The following is a 17697-nucleotide window of genomic DNA, read 5'->3' on the forward strand; positions in this document are numbered from 1 at the left end:
CCGTCGGCCACCCCGCTCAACAACCGCGCCGCGGGGCCGATGACACCAGGAGGCCGGTACCGCTCCGGGGAGGAGGACAGCGTGCGCCGAGCACCCCAGACCGCGCCCCGGCGCGCCGCCGGCGGCGGCAGGCTCGCCGCCTGGCTGGTCGGTGCCGCCCTGTTCGCCGCCCTCGCCGCCGAGGGGCTGCCGGTCGGCACCACCCCCGCCTCCGCCGGCACCAGCGCGGTCAGCCTGGTCGACGACCGCGGCGGCGCCGCGCTGTTCCGCTCCACCGGCCTGACCCCCGGGCGCACCGAGAGCGCCTGCGTCGCGCTCGCGGTCACCGGGTCGGCCCAGTCGCTCGGCGAGGTGCGGCTCAGCGCCACGGGGACCGGCGGCGACCTCGCCCCGTACCTGCAGGTCGGCATCGAGGCCGGCACGCTGGCCGACCCCTCCCGGTGCGCCACCTTCTCCGGTGCCCCCGTCTGGAGCGGGACCCTGGCGCAGGTGCCCGCCGACGCCGCTGCCGGGATCCCCACGGGCTGGCGTCCGGAGGCGGCGTCCCGGGCGGTCTTCCGGCTCACCGTCTCCGTCCCCGACGACCCCCGGGCGCAGGGCCGCCGCGCCGCGGCCACCTTCGTCTGGGCCCTCGACGTCGAGCCCCACCCGCCCGAGCCCGAACCCACGCCCTCCGCGGTCCCGGCCCGCACGCCGGAGCCCGGACCGACGCCGACACCGACACCGACGCCGACGCCCACCCCGGAGCCGACGCCGGAGGTGCTCCCCGTGCCCACGCCGGAGCCCACCCCCACCCCCGAGGTCCCGAGCCCGCCGCCGCCGTCGGACGACCCGCCGCGGACCGGCGACGTCGTCCAGGCCGAGCCGCTGGCGGCCCCGCCGGCGACGGTCGCCGAGGCCGTCGCGCAGGTGGTCGCCGAGGTGGCCGCCGCGGTGGGGGAGACCGCCGTGGCCGTCGCCAAGGACGGCCAGTTCCCGCTCGGGCTCGTGGGCGTGGTGGTCGGCTTCCTCTTCGTCCAGGGCCGGCTCGACCAGCGCGACCCCAAGCTGGCGCTGGCCCGGGTCAGCTCCGACGTGCACGACTTCCAGGACTTCCCCCGAACGCCGAGGACCACGACATGAGCCAGGCATCCTCGTCCGCGCCGCAGGACCTCGACCTCCTGCCGCTGGCCGACCGGCTGCGGTGGCTGCTGGCCGTCCGCACCGGCCTGGTCGTGGCCCTGCCGCTGGCGGCCTGGCCGGTCACCCGGACGGCGGAGACGCTGCCCGTCGAGTACCTCGTGCTGCCCGGGGTGGCGCTGCTGGCGTTCGGGCTGCTGCTGCAGAAGCTGTCGGTCCGGGGTCGCCGGTGGGCGGTGCTGGCGATCACCGTGCCGGTCATCCTCGACGCGGTCCACCTCGGGTGGGCGCTCTACGTCACCGGGGGCATCGGCAGCCCCGTCGTCTACGTGATCGTGCTGCACGTGCTGGCCGTCTCGCTGCTGGGCTCCTTCCGCAGCGGCCTGAAGCTGGCGCTGTGGCACTCCCTCGTCGTCATGTGCGTGCTCGAGGGCATCACCACCGGCTCCCTGCCCGCGCGCGGCGTCGAGGGCTTCGACAAGGTCACCTACAGCGTCTTCCTCACCGTGGTGTGGGTGACCGCGGTGACCACCGCCGTCCTCGGCGCGGTCAACGAGCGCGAGCTGCGCCGCCGCCGCTACGACGAGGAGGCGCTGCGCCGACTGGCCGCGGCCCTGCACGAGGCCGAGAGCACCACCGCGGTCGCCGAGGCGCTGCTCGACTTCACCGTCGACGCGGCCGACGCCGCGATCGCCGCGGTGCACTGCCACGTGCCCGCCGGCACGGCCGGGCCCGCCGTCGACCTGGCGCTGCGCCGGCGCGGGGACGGCGAGGTGGAGGTGCTGCGGGGCATCGGCGCGCCCGCCGAGGGCTCCCTGCTCGACGACGTCGGCCGGCGCGGCAGCACCTTCCTCGCCGCGATGGCCGCCCCCGACCCCTGGGTCGACGAGGTGCTCGACGGTGCCCGCCGCGTCGTGGCCATCCCGTTCGGGCTCGACGGCCAGGGCAACGGCGTGCTCACCTTCACCGACGACGCCCGCACCGGGTCGCGCATCCAGCAGCGCCGGGTGGGCGTGGCCGAGCAGGCGGTGGCCCACGCCGCGACCGCCTTCGCCCGCGTGGCGCTGCTCGAGCACCTGCAGCGCAGCGCGCTCACCGACGGCCTCACCGGGGTGTCCAACCGGCGGGCCTTCGACGCCGCGCTGGACCGGGAGCTGTCGCTCGCCGCCCGCACCGACGCGCCGCTGGCGGTGCTGATCTTCGACCTCGACCACTTCAAGAAGCTCAACGACACCTTCGGCCACCAGGCCGGCGACGACGTCCTGCGCGGCGTCGGCGCGGCGCTGCGGTCGAGCGCGCGCCTCGGCGACGTCGTCGCCCGTTACGGCGGCGAGGAGTTCGCCGTGGTCATGCCCGGCGCCGAGGCCGACGACGCCATCGCGTTCGCGCGGCGCATCCGCAGGGTCCTGGCCGACGTCGAGGCGCCGCGCACGATCACCGCGAGCGTCGGCATCGCCTGCCACCGCGGGGCCGGGGTGCCCGCCGCCGACCTGCTCGGCGCCGCGGACACCGCCCTGTACGCCTCCAAGGCCGGTGGCCGCGACCAGGCCCGCATGGCCGGCGTCGAGGGGCCGGTCAGCGGGGTGGAGGTCGAGGACCCGGTCGTGCCGGTGCAGTACCCGTGGCAGGAGCCGGCCGCGGCGCGCTGACCCCCTCCCCTCGGGGGAGGGGTGTGCGGCCGGCCGCTCAAGTCGGCGCAGGGCGCGGCCGATGCTCCGGCGAGGACCCGCCACCGGGCGGGACCCGGCAGGAGGACGGCGATGAGACGGTCCAGGCGCGTGCGGCGGCTGCCGCGCCGCGCGCTGGCCGCCGTCGTCGGCGCGCTGGCGCTCCTGGCCCTCACGGTGCTGCTGCCCGGCGCCTCGGCGCGGTTCACCTCGGTGACCGGCAACCCGGCCGGCGCCTGGGCCACCGACGGGGTGGCGCCGCCGACCGGACTGACGGTGGTGCAGACCTGCACGCGGACCCCGATCGCGTTCCGCGGGGCCGCGGCGTCGACGAGCCAGTCACCGCTCGCCCTCAGCCCCCCGGCCCAGACCCAGCCGGGCGACGTCCTGGTGGCCCAGGTGGCCTACTACGGGACCTCGACGATCAGCGCGCCCGGCGACTGGACCCTCCTCTCCGCGGACACGAGCGGGACGTCCGTGACCTCCGCCGTCTTCCACAAGGTCGCCACGGGCAGCGAGGCACCCGCGGTCTTCAGCCGTCCGCCCTCCAGTCCCGGGGACATGGTGGGCGGGATCGTCGCCTACGGCGGGGTCGACCCGAGCAGCCCCGTCGCCGTGACCGGCAGGACCACGGGGACCGGCGAGACGGTGAACCTGCCGACGGTGACGACGACGGTGAAGGACACGGTGCTCGTGTACTTCCTCGCCAAGTCGGGCGGACTGCTCCCGACGCCCGGGGCTCTGCAGGAACGCTGGCGGCTGAGCTCCGACAGCGAGGGCGCCACCGCGGCGGACGAGTCCTTCGTGGGACCGGGGACGACCCCGTCCCGCTCGTCCTCGACGCCCGGCTCCGCCACCGAGTACGTCGCCCACACGATCGCCCTGCGGCCCACCGCGCCCCAGGTCGGCGCGTCCCTGTCCTGGACGGCCAGCCCCAGCACCTGGGCGACCGGCTACCGCCTCGAGCGCAGCACCGCAGGTACGGCGCAGGCACCCCGGAGCATCACCCCGGTCGGCACGACGTCGACCACCGAGGGGCCGCTGGTCAACGGCACCGCGTACTCGTTCCGCCTGTGGGCCTACCGCGGCACCTGGACCTCCACCGTCGCCACCGCTCCGCTGACCCCTGCCTGCTGACGCCGCCCGTCGCCGTGCGCGCGTACTCCCCCCGGGGGAGGGGTGTGCGGCCGGCCGCTCAAGTCGGCGCGGGGCGCGGCCGATGCTCCGGCGAGGACCCGCCACCGGGCGGGACCCGGCAGGAGGACGGCGATGACACGGTCACGGTGCGCGCGGCGGCTGCCGCGCCGCGCGCTGGCCGCCGTCGTCGGCGCGCTGGCGCTCCTCGCCCTCACGGTGCTGCTGCCCGGCGCCTCGGCGCGGTTCACCTCGGTGACCGGCAACCCGGCCGGCGCCTGGGCCACCGACGGGGTGGCGCCGCCGACCGGCTTCTCGGCGGCCCTGGCCTGCGCGACCACGCCCGTCGCCTTCCGCAGCGTGGCGACCGCCACCGGCACCGAGACGCTGACCCTCCCGGTGCCCACCGGCACGGTGGCCGGCGACCTGCTGCTGGTCCACATCGCCCACTCCTGGACCGGGGCGCCCTTCACCACGCCCGCCGGGTGGACCCACGTCCGCACCGACAACAGCGCGAACACGATCGTCTCCGCGCTCTACTGGAAGAAGGCCGCCACGGGGGAGGCGAGCGCGACGTTCAGCTACCCCCCGGGGAGCTCCGTCAAGATGGGCGGCGCCATGGCCGCCTACACCGGGGCGGACACCACCACGCCCGTCGACGACCACAGCGGCCAGGTCGGCACCGGTACGTCGGCCACCACCCCCGCGGTGACCACCGCGACCGCGGGCACCCTGGTGCTGCGGTTGATCAGCCACGCCGCCCAGCCCCACCCGGCGCCGACCGGCACGACCCCGCGGTGGAGCGTCGGCCCGGTGTCCGGCCTGGGCGGCTACAGCGCGGGCGACGAGCAGGTCACCGGTGCCGGTCCGGTGTCCTCCCGGTCCTCGGCGTCGACCGGGACCTCGGCGGCCTGGGTGGGGCAGACCGTCGCGCTTCGGCGGGCCCCGGGCACGCCGCAGGCGGCCCTCTCCTGGACGGCCAGCCCCAGCACGTGGGCGAGCGGCTACCGCCTCGAGCGCCGCTCCGGCGCCACGGTGCAGTCGGACCGGTCGATCACGCCGATCAGCACGACGTCCGCCACCGAGGGGCCGCTGGTCAACGGCACCTCGTACACGTTCCGCCTGTGGGCCCACCGCGGCACCTGGACCTCCACCGTCGCCACCGCCTCGCTGACCCCCTCCTGCTGACCCGCCGGGTCGGGACGGATCGACAGCGCGGCGCCGCCGACTTCGTCAACCCCCGCGGTCCCGGCATCCCCGGACCGGGCCCCCGCGCGGCCTACCGTTCCTGCCCGTGGCAACGGGGGAGCGTCCGGTCGCCCTCCTCCGGGAGGCGCTGGCCGTCGAGGTGCTGCTCGACGCCACCTGGCACCCGGCCGAGCTGCTGGGCTGGCGGCACGACGGTCCCGGCACCGCCCGGCTGCGGGTCCGCCTGGACTGGGACGGCGACCCGCGGGTGCTGTGGACGCCGCTGACGCTCGCGCGGCTGCCCGTGCCCGGCGCCGTGCCGGCACCCCGGCGGTCCCCTCCTGCGCTGCCCGCTCCGCACCGGGCCGCGCACCCCCCGGTCCGCCGGGCGGCCCCGTCCCCGCCGGCTCCTCCGGCCGGCACCTCGTCCCCGTCGTCCGCCGCCGAGCTCCGGCTGCAGGTCGAGCTGCTCAAGCTCCAGGCCGGCGTGCGCGAGGAGCGCCGCCGCGTGGTCGTCGTCCTCGAGGGCAGCCGCGACGCCGGCCAGCAGGGCATCGCCGCCGCACTCGTCGAGCACCTCGACCCCCGGTGGGCGCGGGTGGTGACCGACGCGCCCGACCGCGCCGCGCTGCTGCCCCGCCCGGGCGGTCTCCTGGTCGCCGACCGCTGCTGGTGCGGCCCGGCCCCGGTGGCGGTCGACGAGCTGGTGGCGCGCGAGCGGGCGCTGCTCGCCGACGGCGTGCAGCTGGTCAAGCTGTGGTGCTCGGTGCGCCGTCCCGACGCCGACCCCGTCGCCGAGGCCGCGCTGGTGGGCGCCACCTCGACCCCCGGCGCGCCGTGGACGGTGCTGGCCGCCGACGACGAGCCGCGGGCCCGGCTGGCGGCGCTGCGGCAGGTGCTCTCGACGGTGGACTACCGCGGCCGCAGCGACGACGTCCTCGGCCGGCCCGACCCGCTGCTGGTGGCCGCGGTGCCGCCGCTCGCCGCCCGCCCGTGAGGGGAGCGGCGCGGGCCTACGGCCGGCCCGCGCCGCGGAAGTCGGGCCGGCGCTTCTCGACAAACGCGCGCACGCCCTCGCGCCCCTCGGGGTCGGCGGCGGACTCGGCGATCAGCCGCGCCTCGTCGTCCAGCTGCTCCTCCAGCGTGCGGATGGCCGCCCGCCGGACCAGCCCCCGGGTGCGCACCATCGCGCGCACCGGCCCCGTCGCCACCCGGTGGGCCAGGGCGACGGCGGCCTCGCGCAGGTCCTCGTCCTCGACCAGCCGCGCGACCAGCCCGAACTGGTGGGCCTCGGCGGCGGTGAGCGCGCCGTCGGTGAGCATCAGCTCCAGCGCGCGCGGCGCGCCCAGCGCCCGGGTGAGCGCCCACGAGCTGCCGCCGTCGGGCGAGAAGCCCAGCGCGCCGTACGCCGGGCGGAACTTCGTCGAGCGGGCGCAGACGACGACGTCGCAGGCCCCCACCAGCCCGACGGCCGCGCCGGCCACCGCGCCCTGCACACCGGCGACCACCGGCACCGGGCTGTAGAGCAGCCGGCGCACCACCTCGTGCCAGTCGTGCGCCAGGCGTCCGACGAAGGCGCCGGGGTCCTCGGCGCGGGCGAAGGAGTGCACGTCGCCGCCGACGCAGAAGCGCTCGCCGCTGCCCAGCAGCAGCACCGTCCGGGTCGCCTCGGGGCGGGCCTCCAGCGCGGCGGTGAGCTGCTCGGCCATGGCCGGGTCCAGCGCGTTGCCGGCCTCGGGCCGGTCCAGCGTGATGGTCCAGACGTCCCCGTCGAGCGCGGTGAGGACGCGCGGGTGGTCGGTGGTCATCGGTCCTCCCGAGGGCGGTGGCGACCACCGTAGGGCCCGGCCGCGCACCACCTCAGAACCAGGAGGGGAACCACATCCGCAGCAGCCACTCCGCGTGCGGGAGCGGCCGCCCGGCCAGCACCGGGTAGAAGAACGCGAACGTGCCGGCGACGACGGCGACGTAGCCGCTCACCGAAGCCAGGCCCACCGTGCGCCGCCACTGCGTGGCCCCCGGCCGGCCGAGGACGTCCTGCAGCACCAGCGTCACGGCGAGCACGAAGAACGGCAGCACCGGCGCGGTGTAGAAGGCGAACATCGTCCGCTCGGGGTTGAGGAACCAGGTGCCCCACCCGGCGGCGACGGCGACCGCGACCAGCACCGCCGCGGGGTCGCGCCGGGCGACGATCCGCCAGAGCAGCCACAGCAGGGCCGGCGCGAAGGCCAGCCAGAGGGTCGGCGTCCCGACCATGAGGATGTAGCGGATCACCTGCCCGCCGGTCCCGTCGGTGAGGCCCTGCGGGTTCCACAGCAGGATCGGCCGGCCGTTGACCAGCCAGGTCCAGGGGCCGGACTCCCACGGGTGCGGCGTCGACAGGCCGTTGTGGAAGTCCCACCACTCGACGTGCATGTGCCACCAGGAGCGCAGCGCGCCGGGGACCCACGGGAACGCCGTCTCCGGGTTGCGCTGCGCCCACCAGCGGCCCTGCGCCGTCTCGCCGAGGAACCACCCGGTGAAGCTCGCCACGTAGGTGAGCACCGGCACGGCCGCCAGCGCCCAGGTCGCGCCGGGCAGCCCGCGGCGCAGCGCGGTCGCCGTCGGCCGCGGGACGCCCGCCTCCCGCCACGCCGCGCGGTCCCAGAACAGCGAGAGCACCGCGAAGAAGGCGAGGAAGTACAGCCCGCTCCACTTGACCGAGCAGGCGCAGCCGAAGAGGACCCCCGCGGCGATCCGCCAGCCGCGCGGCCCGAGGCGGGACCCGGTGGCCGGCACCGGCAGCGACGCGCGGACGCGGGCGCGCACCCGGTCGCGGTCGACGACCAGGCAGGCGACCGCGCCGAGCACGAGGACCTGCAGGAACACGTCGAGCAGGCCGATGCGCGAGACGGTGAACTGGAAGCCGTCGAAGGCCAGGAGCAGGCCGGCGACCACGCCCAGCAGCGTCGAGCCGGTCAGCCGCCGCGCCAGCCGCACGAGGACGACGACGCTGATCGCCCCGGCCACCGCGGACGGGAACCGCCAGCCGAACGAGTCGTAGCCGAACAGCTGCTCCCCGGCCGCGATCAGCCACTTCCCGAGCGGCGGGTGGACGATGAAGGTGTAGCCGCGGTTGTACTCGTGGCCCCAGGTGAGCAGGTCGTGGGCCTCGGGCGGGTAGTAGGCCTCGTCGAACAGCAGCGTGTCGGGATAGCCGATGCCGACCAGCCGGCTGACCAGCGTGAGCACGCCGAGCACCCCGGCCAGCAGCCAGGACAGCAGCCGGTCGCCGGGCAGCGGCGGGGTGCGGTCGGTGCGCGGCCGGGGCAGCGGCAGGCGGCGGCGCGCGCGCGGCGGCGGGCCCGGCGGGTCCCCGGCGTCCGTGCGCTCGGGAGCCAGGACCGCCATGCGCCTCAGGGTATGTGCGCCGCCGGGGCGGGCCGGCGTGACAGGCTCGGGACGTGACCGGACGGCTGGTGCTCGGTGGTGCCCCGCTCGGCCAGCCCGGCGACGTCGGCCCGCGGCTGCGCCGGGTGATGGCCGAGGCCGACGTCCTGGCCGTCGAGGACACCCGGCGGCTGCACCGGCTGGCCACCGACCTCGAGGTGACGCTCACCGGCCGCGTGGTGACCTTCCACGAGTCGGTGGAGCGCTCCCGCCTGCCCGGGCTGCTGTCGGCGCTCGACCAGGGCCAGACCGTCCTGCTGATCACCGACGCCGGCATGCCCTCGGTCTCCGACCCCGGCTACACGCTGGTGCGGGCGGCGATCGAGGCCGGGGCCGAGGTCACGTCGGTGCCCGGGCCGTCCGCGGTGACGACGGCCCTGGCGGTCTCCGGGCTGCCGGTGGACCGGTTCTGCTTCGAGGGCTTCCTGCCCCGCAGGGCCGGGGAGCGCCGGTCGCGGCTGGCCGGGCTGGCCGACGAGCGCCGCACGATGGTGTTCTTCGAGTCGCCGCACCGGCTGGCCGACGCCCTGGCCGACTGCGCCGCCGCGTTCGGCGACTCCCGGGCGGCCGCGGTGTGCCGGGAGCTGACCAAGACCCACGAGGAGGTCCGGCGGGGGCCGCTGACGGAGCTGGCCTCGTGGGCGGCCGACGGTGTGCGCGGGGAGATCACGCTCGTCGTCGCGGGCGCGTCGCCGGAGCCGGTGGCCCTGTCGGCCGGCGAGCTCGCCGCGCTGGTGGCGGGCGAGGAGGCCGCAGGAGCCACCCGCAAGGACGCCATCCGCGCCGTCGTCACCCGCACCGGCCTGCCCCGCCGCACGGTCTACGACGCCGTCGTCGCCACCAAGGACACCTGACCTCCGACCGTGCACTCGTCGGGGCCATCGGCGGCAGCGATGCCCCGGCAGGTGCACGGTCGCACCGACCTGTGGACGACGCCGGCGGGAGAGGTCCCTCGTGCGGCACGGTGCCGCGGTGTCCCGCCCCCCGGCGCAGCCGTCGCGCCTGACCACCGGCCCGTTCCGGGGTACCACCGCGGTCGCCCGGGGGCTGCTCACCGCGGACCAGCTCCGGAGCAGCGCCTGGCGGCGACTCTTCCGGGACGTCTACCTGCACCGTGACCTCCCGGTCACCCACGAGCTGCGTGCCGTGGCCGCGGCGGGGCTGCTGCTCCCCGGCGCCGTCGTCTCGGGGAGGAGTGCGGCGGTCCTCTGGGGCATCGAGCTGGCCGGGACCGACGACGACGTCGAGCTCACGCTCCCGCCGGGGCGCCACCCGGTGCGGGTGGGTGGGTTGCGCGTGTGCCGGGCGTCGCTGGCCGGGGACGACGTCGAAGGCCGTCGGGGAGTCCCGGCCACCACGCCGGAGGCCACCGCCCTCGACCTGGCCCGGCACCTGGAGGGGGACGACGCGGTGGTGGCAGTCGACCGGGTGCTGGCCTCCGGCCTCGTCGACCTCGGTGCGCTGCGCGGTCGTGCGGCACGGTGCACGGGGCGAGGGAGTGCGCGGGCGCGGGCGGTCTGTGCGCTCGCGGACGAGCGGTCGGAGTCCCCGCAGGAGACGCGACTCCGGGTCCTCCTCCTCCGGGCGGGTCTGCCCGTGCCGGTCCCGCAGTTCACCGTCCGGGTCGGGGGCCGCTTCGTCGCCCGCGTCGACCTCGCCTGGCCGGACCTGCGGGTGGCCGTCGAGTACGACGGTCGCTGGCACGCCGAGGCGGGACAGTTCGCGCGGGACCGGCAGCGGCTCAACCGGCTGCAGGAGGCGGGGTGGCGCGTGGTCTTCGTGACCGCCGCGGACCTCCACCGGCCCGGCGAGCTGGTCGCGCGCGTCACCCGGGCCCTCGCGGCCGTGAGTGTGCGCTCCCCGGGCCCAGCCGCCGGCAGCTGACCCCGGGGGCCGCACACTCGCGCCCAGCTAGAGCCAGCCGTTGCGCTTGAAGCCGCGGTAGAGCAGCAGGCAGGCGGTGGCGATCACCAGCAGCACCATCGGGTAGCCCCACCGCCAGCGCAGCTCGGGCATGAACTCGAAGTTCATCCCGTAGATGCCGGCGATCGCGGTGGGGACGGCGACGATGCCGGCCCACGCCGAGATCTTGCGCATGTCCTCGTTGTCGGCCATCGAGGTGCGCGCCAGCGACGCCTGCAGGATCGACGACAGCAGCTCGTCGAGGGAGCCCACCTGGTCGCGCACCCGGATGGCGTGGTCGAGGACGTCGCGGAAGTAGGAGCGCATCGCCTCCGGGACGACGTCGACGGGCCGCTCGGAGAGCTTCTGCAGCGGCACCTCCAGCGGTCCCACCGCCCGCCGCAGCGACATCAGCTCCCGCTTGAGCTGGTAGAGCCGGCCGATGTCGTCGGTGCGCTCCGGGCTGAACACCGAGGCCTCGAGCTCGTCGACGTCGTCCTGCACCTGCTCGACGACGTCGACGAAGGTGTCGACGACGAGGTCGGCCACCGCGTACAGCACCGCCGCGGGCCCGTGGCAGAGCAGGTCGCGGTCCTCCTCCAGCCGCTGCCGCAGGTCGGTCAGGTCGTTGTGGTCGCCGTGCCGCACGGTGATCACGTGGTGGGCACCCACGAACACCATGACCTCGCCGGTGTCGACCACCTCGCTGGTGGCGGTCAGCTGCTCGTGCTCCACGTACCGCGCGGTCTTGAGCACCATGAACAGGTCGTCGTCGTAGCGCTCGAGCTTGGGCCGCTGGTGGGCGTAGACGGCGTCCTCGACGGCCAGCGGGTGCAACTGGTAGCGGCCGGCGATGGCGCCGAGCTCGGCCTCGGTCGGCTCGAACAGCCCGAGCCACACGAACCCGCCGCGCTCGACCGCGGTGTCGAGGGCCTCCATCGGGTCCACCGGCGGCTCGCGCCGGCCCTGCACGTAGACCGCGCAGTCGACCACCGCTCCGGTCCCCGGCGGCCGGCCGCGGGGCGGTCGTGGTGCCCCCGCCGGCCGCGGGCGGGGGCTGGGCGCGTAGAGCTCCGGTGCGCCCTCGGTCCGCGGGTCGACCACCGTCTGCCTCCTCCCGTCCCGCCGGTACGGCGGGCGAGGAGAGCGTAGGCGTGCGGCGCCCGCGGCCCCGTGCCACGCTGCCTGGGAGGCCGGCCGAGTCCAGGCCGGCGTCGCGCTCGCCGAGGAGGACGCCGTGACCGCAGGGTCCCGCCGGGTCAAGTCCGTCGAGGAGTCCATCCGGGACACCGACGAGCCGGAACACCGGCTCAAGAAGAACCTGTCGGGCCTCGACCTCACCGTCTTCGGTGTCGGCGTGATCATCGGCACCGGCATCTTCGTGCTCACCGGGCTGGTGGCACGCGACCAGGCCGGCCCGGCGGTGGCCATCTCGTTCGTCATCGCGGGCGTGGTCTGCGGCCTGGCGGCGATCTGCTACGCCGAGTTCGCCTCGACGGTGCCGGTGGCCGGGTCGGCCTACACGTTCTCCTACGCCACCTTCGGTGAGTTCATCGCCTGGATCATCGGCTGGGACCTCGTGCTGGAGCTGGCCCTGGGCGCCGCGACGGTGTCGGTCGGCTGGTCGGGGTACCTCAACCAGCTGCTCGACGACGTCGGCACGCCGCTGCCGACGTCGATCGCCGGGGAGACCGCGACGGTCAACATCCCGGCGATCGTCATCGCCCTGGTGATGACCGGCGTCCTGATCCTCGGGATCAAGCTCTCCTCGCGCGTCACCAGCGTCATCGTGGCGATCAAGCTGGTCGTCGTCCTGCTGGTCATCGTCGTCGGGTTCTTCTACGTCTCCGCCGCCAACTACTCGCCGTTCGTGCCGCCGGCCGAGCCCGCGGCCGCGGGGGAGGAGGGCTGGCTGCACACGCCGCTGATCTCGGTGCTCACCGGGTTCAGCCCCGGCACCTTCGGGTGGGGCGGCGTGCTGGCCGGCGCGGCGATCGTGTTCTTCGCGTTCATCGGCTTCGACATCGTGGCCACCGCGGCGGAGGAGACCCGCGACCCCAGGCGGGACATGCCGCGCGGGATCCTCGGCTCCCTGGCGATCTGCACCGTGCTCTACGTGGCGGTCTCGCTGGTGGTCGTGGGGATGCAGAACTACACCGAGCTCAGCGCGACCGCACCGCTCGCGGGTGCGTTCTCCGCCAACGGGATGCCGGTCTTCTCGAGCATCATCTCGCTGGGCGCGCTGGCCGGGCTCACGTCGGTGGTGATGATCCTGATGCTCGGTCAGTCCCGGGTGCTCTTCGCCATGAGCCGCGACCACCTGCTCCCACCCGGCCTGGCGAAGGTCCACCCCCGGTACGGCACCCCGTACCGCATCACGATCGTCACCGGGATCGTGGTCGCGCTGCTGGCCGGGTTCGTCCCGCTCACCGCCCTCGCGGAGCTGGTGAACATCGGCACGCTGTTCGCCTTCTTCCTCGTGTCGATCGGCGTCTGGCTGCTGCGGCGCACCCGCCCGGACCTGCACCGCTCCTTCCGCGTGCCGTGGGTGCCGGTCCTGCCGATCGTCTCGGCGCTCGCCTCCCTGTGGCTGATGTCCAACCTGCCCACCGACACCTGGCTGCGCTTCCTCGTCTGGATGGCCCTCGGCGTCGTCGTGTACTTCGCCTACGGCCGCGGCCACAGCCGGATGGCCACGGGGGAGCGGATGTCGGCCGCGGACAACATCGCCCGCCGCTGACCCCCTCGGAGGGGTGAGGCGGGCTCCGGCGCACCTCCGGAGCCCGCCTCCGCGCGACGACCTGACCGGTGACCGACGTCCCCGGCCAGGAGCAGACCCGTGGCGACCAGCGTCCTCGACGCCCCCCTCCCGACGATCCCCACCGCCGCGCCCCGGCGGCCGGCGGCCGTGCTCGCGCTCGCCGCGGTCTGCGGGCTGGAGTCGCTGGCCCTGCTCGCGGGCGGCCTGACGGGGCTCGACGGACTGCTCACCGCCACCCCGGCGCCGCCGGCGCCCGTGGTGGTCGTCGTCCTCGGCGGGCTGGCCGGCTGGATCGTCGCCTGCGCGGGCAGCGCGCTGACCGTCCTCGAGGGGCCGGGACGGCGGATGGCGGCCGTCGTCGCCGGTGCCGAGGTCGCCCTGGTGGTCGCGCTGCTCGCCGTCAGCCGGCTCACCGCGCTGCTGGACGGGCTGCCCGCCACCGTGCCGGTGCCCGCGGCCGCCCTGCTCGCCCTCGCCGTCCCCGTCGGCAAGCTGCTGCTCGCCTCGGCACCCTCGGTCCTCGCGTGGGCGCGGACCGCCCCGCCGCGGCACCGGGAGCCCGAGCCGGTGGTCCACCCGCGGCTGCGGGTGCTCACCGTGGCGGTCATCGGGCTGGCGCTGTGCGGGCTGGCGGTCACCACCCCGGTGGCCGGCGAGCCACCGGCTCCGGCCACCGCCGTCGCCGGCGGCTGACGGCCGCTCAACCGGGTGGACGCCGCCACCTAGGCTCGGGGCGTGAGTGATCGGCACATCCTGACCGCCGTCGCGTGGCCCTACGCCAACGGCCCGCGGCACATCGGCCACGTCTCCGGCTTCGGCGTCCCCTCCGACGTCTTCAGCCGCTACCAGCGGATGGCCGGCAACCGGGTGCTGATGGTCAGCGGCACCGACGAGCACGGGACGCCGATCACCGTCGCCGCCGACGCCGAGGGCGTGTCCCCGCGCGAGATCGCCGACCGCAACAACCGGCTGATCGTGGGCGACCTGCAGGCGCTGGGCCTGTCCTACGACCTGTTCACCCGGACGACGACGGCCAACCACGCCGCGATCAGCCAGGAGATCTTCCTGGGGCTGTTGAAGAACGGCTACGTCTTCCCGAAGACCACCCTCGGCGCCATCAGCCCGAGCACCGGCCGCACGCTGCCCGACCGCTACATCGAGGGCACCTGTCCCATCTGCGGCTACGACGGGGCCCGCGGCGACCAGTGCGACAACTGCGGCAACCAGCTCGACCCGGTGGACCTCATCAACCCCCGGAGCCGGATCAACGGCGAGACGCCGAGGTTCGTCGAGGAGGAGCACTACTTCCTCGACCTGCCGGCCTTCACCCGCTCCCTGGGCGACTGGCTGGACACCCGCCGCGGCTGGCGGCCCAACGTGCTCAACTTCGCCAAGAACCTGCTGACCGACCTCAAGCCGCGCAGCTACACCCGCGACATCGACTGGGGCGTGCCGGTGCCCCTCGACGGCTGGCGCGACCGCCCCGACAAGCGGATCTACGTGTGGTTCGACGCCGTCGTCGGCTACCTGTCGGCGTCCATCGAGTGGGCCCGCCGCTCCGGGGACGGCGACGCCTGGCGGCAGTGGTGGCAGACGCCGGACGCCGACGCCTACTACTTCATGGGCAAGGACAACATCGTCTTCCACGCCGAGATCTGGCCCGCCCAGTTGCTCGGCTACGACGGCGAGGGCGACCGGGGCGGGACGCCGGGCTCGCTGGGCCGGCTGAACCTGCCCACCGAGGTGGTCTCCAGCGAGTTCCTCACCATGGAGGGGCGCAAGTTCTCCTCCTCCCGCCAGGTGGTCATCTACGTCCGCGACTTCCTGGCCCGCTACGACGCCGACGCGCTGCGCTACTTCGTCGCCGCCGCCGGGCCCGAGACCCAGGACACCGACTTCACCTGGGCGGAGTTCCTGCGCCGCAACAACGACGAGCTGGTCGCCGGCTGGGGCAACCTGGTCAACCGCACGGTGTCGATGGCGGCCAAGAACGTCGGCGCCGTCCCGACGCCGGGGGACCTGACCGACGCCGACCGCGCCCTGCTGTCGGCCACGCAGGGCGCCTTCGGCCCGATCGGCGAGCTGCTCTCGCGCAACCGGCAGAAGGCGGCGGCCACCGAGGCGATGCGGGTGGTCGGCGAGGCGAACAAGTACCTGTCCGACCAGGCGCCGTGGAAGCTCAAGGAGGACCCGGCCCGCCGGGACACCGTGCTGCACACCGCGCTGCAGGCGGTCAGCGACTGCAACGCGCTGCTCACCCCGTTCCTCCCGCACTCGGCGCAGCGCATCCACGAGCTGCTCGGCGGCACCGGCGTGTGGTCGCCGGCGCCGCGCACCGAGGAGGTCACCGACCTCGACGACGGCTCGCCCTACCCGGTGATCACCGGCGACTACGCGTCCGCGCAGGCGGTCTGGGCGTCCCGGCCGCTGGAGTCGGGGACGCCGCTGTCGGCGCCCACGCCGGTGTTCCGGAAGCTGGACGAGTCGATCGTCGCCGAGGAGCTGCGGCGGCTGGACGAGGGCGAGTGAGCCGCTCGGCCTCGTCGCGGGCCAACCGGCGGGGGGAGCCGCCGCCGTCGCCGGAGCCGCTGCCGGCCCCGGCGGTCGACAGCCACACCCACCTCGACATCGTCCTGGACGGGTTCCGCGCCGAGGAGCCGGCCGACGACGCGGCGGTGGACGCCGAGATCGCCGCCGCGGCTGCCGCCGGCGTCCCCCGGCTGGTCCAGGTCGGCGTCGACGTGGCCTCCTCCCGCTGGTCGGCGGAGCTGGCGGCCCGGCACCCGCAGGTGCTCGCCGCCGTCGCCGTCCACCCCAACGAGGCCGGGGAGGGGCTCGCCGACGACGACGCCCTGGCCGAGATCGACCGGCTGGCGGCGCTGCCGCGGGTGCGCGCGGTGGGGGAGACCGGCCTGGACCGCTACCGCACCGGCCCCGAGGGGTGGGCGGCGCAGGAGGCGTCGTTCCGGGCGCACGTCCGGATCGCGAAGGAACACGGGCTCGCGCTGGTCGTCCACGACCGCGACGCGCACGAGGAGGTGCTGCGCGTGCTCGACGACGAGGGCGCGCCCGGGCACGTCGTCATGCACTGCTTCTCCGGCGACGCCGGGTTCGCGGCGGCCTGCGTCGAGCGCGGCTTCGTGCTGTCCTTCGCCGGGACGCTGACCTTCGGCAACGCCGGCTACCTGCGCGAGGCGGCGGCGGCCACCCCGGTCGACCAGCTGCTCGTCGAGACCGACGCGCCCTTCCTCACCCCGGTGCCGCACCGCGGCCGGCCCAACGCCTCGCGGCTCGTGCCGCACACCGTCCGGGCGCTGGCCGAGGTCACCGGCGTGGAGCTCGCGCTGCTGTGCGACGCGCTCACCACGAACGCCGAGCGCGTCTTCGGCGGCTGGCGGGACGACCCGACCGGCTGAGCCGGGAGGCGGGGCACACTGGGGGCGTGGGTCGCCTCATCGCCGTCGTGCTCTTCATCGCCGTCCTGGTGCCCGGCGTGCTGCTCGCGCGGGCCTGGGCGCTGGCCGCCGGCCGGCGCGCCGTCGCCTCGGCCGGCGTGGAGTTCGCGACCCCCACGCCCGAGGGGCTCGCCACGCTGCACCGGCAGGCCCAGCACGGCCGCCGGGTGCGCCGGCTGGGCCTGCTGCTCGGCGTCGTCGCCATCGTGGCCAGCGTCGTGGTCTTCGCCGAGGCGTCGGTCTTCCTCTGGCTGCCGGCCCTGCTCACCGGGCTGCTCGCCGGCGTGGTGCTGGCCGAGGCCACCCGCCCGCGCCCCCGCTGGCGGCTGTCCGCCCCGCCCCGCCGGCCGCGACGCGGCGAGCAGATCTCGCCGTGGCTGCTGTGGACGACCCGGGCCGTCGCCGTCGCCGAGGTCGCCGTCGCGAGCGTGATGTGGCACCGCGGGGACCTGCCCGACTCGGTCGGCTGGGTGGCGGTGGTGGTGCCGCTGGCCACGTGGCTGCTCGCCGAGGTCGCCCTGCTGCGCGCGCTGCTGCGCCCGCTGGCCGGGGAGGGCGCCGACGTGCCGGTCGACGAGGCGCTGCGCACCTGGACCGCGCACCTGGTCACCGCCGCGACCAGTGTCCTGGCGCTCCTCCCGCTGGGCGCCCTGCTGCTGGCCGCCGGCATCGACCTCGGCGACCGGGTCACCGAGAACGTCGACCTGCTGCCGGTGGCCCTGGTCGCGGGAGGCTTCGCCGGCCTGGCGGCGGGCCTGGCCGTCGCGGTCTTCCTCGTCACCTGGCTGCGTCCCGTGCGCACCAGCGAGCGCGCACTCGCCGGCTGAGCGACCGGCCCGCCGGGCCGCTCCCCGGCGGTGACCTCGATCACCGGCCGACCCCACGCAGCCCACTCGTCACACCCGTCCCACCGGGCGCGTTCGTCACTCAACGTGTCGGCGTGGCTCCGTGTCGACGTGTCGGCCCCTTGGTTAGCTCTCCGTGCACCGTTGCACCACGCACCGCACTCGTCATGGTGCCGTGACCGACAGCCGGGGTGGGA

The 17697-nt window shown here is 75.9% G+C and carries 15 protein-coding genes; 12 read left to right on the forward strand and 3 right to left on the reverse strand.

Annotated features, from left to right (window positions below):
• Nucleotides 1-81 precede the first annotated feature (81 nt).
• The 5 genes from BMZ33_RS23210 (at nucleotide 82) to BMZ33_RS09990 (ending at nucleotide 6105) form a co-directional block, all read left to right on the forward strand.
• Entirely contained in the window at nucleotides 82-1122 is a 1041-nt protein-coding gene (locus tag BMZ33_RS23210; RefSeq protein ID WP_091109366.1) for a hypothetical protein, read from the forward strand.
• Complete coding sequence (locus BMZ33_RS09975; protein WP_091109367.1) at nucleotides 1119-2768, forward strand: GGDEF domain-containing protein; 1650 nt, start codon at nucleotides 1119-1121, stop codon at nucleotides 2766-2768. The genes BMZ33_RS23210 and BMZ33_RS09975 overlap by 4 nt, the downstream gene beginning before the upstream one ends.
• Nucleotides 2769-2879: 111 nt before the next feature.
• Entirely contained in the window at nucleotides 2880-3923 is a 1044-nt protein-coding gene (locus BMZ33_RS09980) for a hypothetical protein (protein ID WP_136697262.1), read from the forward strand.
• Between the two features lie 132 nt (nucleotides 3924-4055).
• Nucleotides 4056-5108 (forward strand): hypothetical protein, encoded by a 1053-nt coding sequence (locus BMZ33_RS09985; protein WP_091109369.1) that lies wholly within the window; start codon nucleotides 4056-4058, stop codon nucleotides 5106-5108.
• Nucleotides 5109-5214: 106 nt separating this feature from the next.
• Nucleotides 5215-6105, forward strand: coding sequence for a polyphosphate kinase 2 family protein (locus BMZ33_RS09990; RefSeq protein ID WP_136697263.1), 891 nt, complete (start codon nucleotides 5215-5217; stop codon nucleotides 6103-6105).
• Between the two features lie 16 nt (nucleotides 6106-6121).
• Here the strand turns inward: BMZ33_RS09990 and BMZ33_RS09995 are convergent, their stop codons facing one another.
• Both BMZ33_RS09995 and BMZ33_RS10000 read right to left on the reverse strand, forming a co-directional pair.
• On the reverse strand, nucleotides 6122-6916 hold the full coding sequence (locus BMZ33_RS09995) for an enoyl-CoA hydratase/isomerase family protein (protein ID WP_091109372.1): 795 nt from the start codon (nucleotides 6914-6916) through the stop codon (nucleotides 6122-6124).
• Between the two features lie 52 nt (nucleotides 6917-6968).
• Nucleotides 6969-8498 (reverse strand): dolichyl-phosphate-mannose--protein mannosyltransferase, encoded by a 1530-nt coding sequence (locus tag BMZ33_RS10000; RefSeq protein WP_091109374.1) that lies wholly within the window; start codon nucleotides 8496-8498, stop codon nucleotides 6969-6971.
• Nucleotides 8499-8551: 53 nt separating this feature from the next.
• Here BMZ33_RS10000 and rsmI point away from each other — a divergent pair, with 53 nt between their 5' ends.
• A complete protein-coding gene (rsmI, locus tag BMZ33_RS10005; RefSeq protein WP_091109377.1) occupies nucleotides 8552-9391 on the forward strand; it encodes a 16S rRNA (cytidine(1402)-2'-O)-methyltransferase in 840 nt (279 codons plus the stop codon).
• Nucleotides 9392-9509: 118 nt separating this feature from the next.
• On the forward strand, nucleotides 9510-10421 hold the full coding sequence (locus BMZ33_RS10010; RefSeq protein ID WP_091109877.1) for a hypothetical protein: 912 nt from the start codon (nucleotides 9510-9512) through the stop codon (nucleotides 10419-10421).
• A gap of 27 nt (nucleotides 10422-10448) precedes the next feature.
• On the opposite strand, the gene corA is transcribed toward BMZ33_RS10010, so the two are convergent.
• Entirely contained in the window at nucleotides 10449-11543 is a 1095-nt protein-coding gene (gene corA / locus BMZ33_RS10015; protein WP_169064129.1) for a magnesium/cobalt transporter CorA, read from the reverse strand.
• 133 nt (nucleotides 11544-11676) lie between these two features.
• On the opposite strand from corA, the gene BMZ33_RS10020 reads away from it, so the two are divergent.
• The 5 genes from BMZ33_RS10020 to BMZ33_RS10040 all read left to right on the forward strand — a co-directional run bounded on the left by BMZ33_RS10020 (nucleotide 11677) and on the right by BMZ33_RS10040 (nucleotide 17482).
• Nucleotides 11677-13179 carry an amino acid permease gene (locus tag BMZ33_RS10020; protein WP_091109379.1) on the forward strand — a complete coding sequence of 501 codons (1503 nt, stop codon included), beginning with the start codon at nucleotides 11677-11679 and terminating at the stop codon, nucleotides 13177-13179.
• A gap of 99 nt (nucleotides 13180-13278) precedes the next feature.
• Nucleotides 13279-13893 (forward strand): hypothetical protein, encoded by a 615-nt coding sequence (locus BMZ33_RS10025; protein WP_091109382.1) that lies wholly within the window; start codon nucleotides 13279-13281, stop codon nucleotides 13891-13893.
• Nucleotides 13894-13935: 42 nt separating this feature from the next.
• Nucleotides 13936-15729, forward strand: coding sequence for a methionine--tRNA ligase (gene metG / locus BMZ33_RS10030; protein ID WP_091109385.1), 1794 nt, complete (start codon nucleotides 13936-13938; stop codon nucleotides 15727-15729).
• A complete protein-coding gene (locus tag BMZ33_RS10035) occupies nucleotides 15726-16616 on the forward strand; it encodes a TatD family hydrolase (RefSeq protein ID WP_091109388.1) in 891 nt (296 codons plus the stop codon). The genes metG and BMZ33_RS10035 overlap by 4 nt, the downstream gene beginning before the upstream one ends.
• Before the next feature lie 26 nt (nucleotides 16617-16642).
• Entirely contained in the window at nucleotides 16643-17482 is an 840-nt protein-coding gene (locus BMZ33_RS10040) for a hypothetical protein (protein WP_091109391.1), read from the forward strand.
• Nucleotides 17483-17697 lie beyond the last annotated feature (215 nt).

It is taken from the genome of Geodermatophilus dictyosporus, from assembly GCF_900115505.1.
Lineage (GTDB): Bacteria > Actinomycetota > Actinomycetes > Mycobacteriales > Geodermatophilaceae > Geodermatophilus > Geodermatophilus dictyosporus.